The sequence below is a fragment of the Bradyrhizobium sp. SRL28 genome, from assembly GCF_018596315.1.
Lineage (GTDB): Bacteria > Pseudomonadota > Alphaproteobacteria > Rhizobiales > Xanthobacteraceae > Bradyrhizobium.
Map to the genome: position 1 here is coordinate 1 of NZ_JAHEAG010000131.1, position 2333 is coordinate 2333.

At 55.4% G+C, this 2333-nt stretch carries 2 protein-coding genes; one reads left to right on the top strand and one right to left on the bottom strand.

Going from position 1 to position 2333, the window contains the following annotated elements; translation table 11 throughout:
* Positions 1 to 107: 107 nt before the first annotated feature.
* A complete protein-coding gene (locus tag KIP88_RS45540) occupies positions 108 to 1442 on the top strand; it encodes an adenylate/guanylate cyclase domain-containing protein (RefSeq protein WP_214494584.1) in 1335 nt (444 codons plus the stop codon).
* A gap of 151 nt (positions 1443 to 1593) precedes the next feature.
* Here KIP88_RS45540 and KIP88_RS45545 read toward each other — a convergent pair whose 3' ends face one another.
* Positions 1594 to 2217 carry a tyrosine-type recombinase/integrase gene (locus KIP88_RS45545; RefSeq protein WP_214494585.1) on the bottom strand — a complete coding sequence of 208 codons (624 nt, stop codon included), beginning with the start codon at positions 2215 to 2217 and terminating at the stop codon, positions 1594 to 1596.
* Positions 2218 to 2333: the final 116 nt, after the last annotated feature.

Genomic DNA, 2333 nt, shown 5'->3' on the forward strand with positions numbered 1-2333 from the left:
GGAAATTCGCTCTAGCGGGACGCTTGTGGGCTGATATGCTCTCTGCATCAGCACGCTTGATTGCGCTCCCGGCCGTGTTTGCGCGACCCGCTGGGGGGAGGTCAACAATGAATGACCTTGTTTTACCTGTGACGCGTTACGCTCTCAGCGGCGACTTGAATATTGCCTATCAGTCGATGGGGAACGGGCCATTAGATATGATCATCGTCCCTGGAGGGTGGTCACATGTTGAGTTCATGCATGAGTTGCCCGGCTATACAGAAGTTTTGCGCCGCCTTTCGACATTCAGCCGGGTCATCACGTTCGATAAGAGAGGCCAAGGGTTGTCCGATAGGGATGTCGGCGCTCCTTCCCTGGAACAGCGAATGGATGACGTTCGCGCAATAATGGAAACCGTTGGATCGCAGCGTGCTGCACTATTGGGTTTCTCCGAAGGTGGTCCAATGAGTGTCCTGTTCGCGGCCACTCATCCAGAGCGTGTTTCTCACCTCGTTCTTGTTGGGGGCTTTACCACTGGCCGCCTTAAACTTGACCCTAGTCGCTCTGAAGCCTTTGAAGAAGGGCTATCAAGCCTCGCGAAGAATTGGGGCAGCGGCATAACGATCAAAATGCTCAACCCAAGCGAGGCTGAAAATGCGGATGCTGTCGCTCGGTTCGCAAAATTTGAACGCCTTTCAACAAGCCCTGGCGCATTCAAGTCGTTTTTTCGGTTGAACGCACAAATCGACGTGACGTCGATACTCCCCACACTGCGAGTCCCCACCCTCGTGCTGCATCGTCGAACGGACGCATTAGTTCGGGTCGAGCGAGGTCGCGAGTTGGCAGCACAAATACCGGGTGCCAAATATATTGAGTATCCTGACGGCGATCACCTGCCCTTCGCAGGCGAAACCGATGCGTTATTAGGGGATATCGAGGAGTTTATTACTGGGCATCGCGAGAGTTCGCGGAGCGATCTTCAACGCGTGCTTGCGACAGTTCTGTTTACAGACATTGTCGGTTCAACACGTGTTGCCGTTGAAATAGGCGATCAAGCGTGGCATCGCTTACTGGATAGTCATGATCAGTTAGCGAAGCAGATTGTCGAGCAGCATCGCGGGGTTTTGGTCAAGTCAACAGGGGACGGCATTCTGGCGACTTTCGACGGGCCTGGTCGCGCCGTTCGTTGCGCTTTGGCGCTCGGAGCAGCCTCAAAGCAGATCGGTTTGCCGCTTCGCGCTGGTCTGCATACCGGTGAGATTGAAATCAGGGGCCGGGATATCGGCGGGATAGCAGTGCATGCGGCGGCTCGTGTTATGGGACAGTCTCAATCCAGCGAGGTTCTTGTTTCGCGAGTTGTAACGGACCTTGTGGCGGGGGCAGGCTTGAAGTTTTCTGAGCGCGGATCGCATGAACTCAAGGGCCTCCCTGGTCGATGGGATTTATTTGCTGCGAACGCATAGTAAATGTCGGCTCTTGGCACTTTTCGGACATGGCTAATCTGGCGGGCGATGGCCGCTTCTGAGTGAAAAGAAGACATCGTTATTATTCGATTTGCGACTGACCGCTCTTGGCGCGAAAGCGACCACCGGCGTGGAAGCCGGTGGTCGACGATTAGAGCTCAATCTGTTCAGCCATATTCAAGGCGTCGTCCACCTCAATCCCGAGATATCGGACGGTGCTTTCCAACTTGGTATGACCGAGGAGAAGCTGGACTGCACGCAAGTTACCGGTCTTGCGATAAATCTGGGCAGCCTTCGTGCGGCGCATCGAGTGCGTGCCGTAAGATGCTGACTCTAAGCCGATGCTTTTAACCCAACGATGCACCAGCCGGGCATATTGGCGGGTTGAAATGTGAGGACTAGCATGAATTCGAGTTGGGAAGAGGTATCGGGAGCCGGTCGCCCGCAGCGTTGGTAGCCAGGCTTCAACTGAATTCCTCGACTGCTCCGAGATCTCGAACTGGACTGGTCGACCTGTCTTCTTTTGGACAATAGTCGCTCGACGCCGCAGGTTTGTTCCCGAGCAAATGTCGTCCAGTCGCAGTTTGACCAGGTCGCAAGCGCGAAGCTTACTGTCGATTGCCAGGTTGAAGATCGCAAGGTCACGCATTGACCGGGCGATTTCTAGGCGGACTCGAATAGACCATACGTGCTTGGGCTCAAGAGGTTTCTTCTGACCGACGAGCAACCCTTTGTTCCAAGGTCGTTGGCATCGATCGACGGGGCGTGCGGGCATGCGGGATCCTCCGCCGTCCCGCCCTCCGCGTCGCTCTATCGTGAGCGAATGACTTTAGTGCCGACTGATCATTCAGGCTTTCCCCCAAGAGCGTGCTCGCGACCGGCAGCTTCTGG

What these genes read in the sequence shown, in the direction of transcription:
- KIP88_RS45540 (WP_214494584.1), top strand. Translation starts at nt 108, where the DNA reads ATGAATGACCTTGTTTTACCTGTGACGCGTTACGCTCTCAGCGGCGAC.
- KIP88_RS45545 (WP_214494585.1), bottom strand. Translation starts at nt 2,217, where the DNA reads ATGCCCGCACGCCCCGTCGATCGATGCCAACGACCTTGGAACAAAGGG.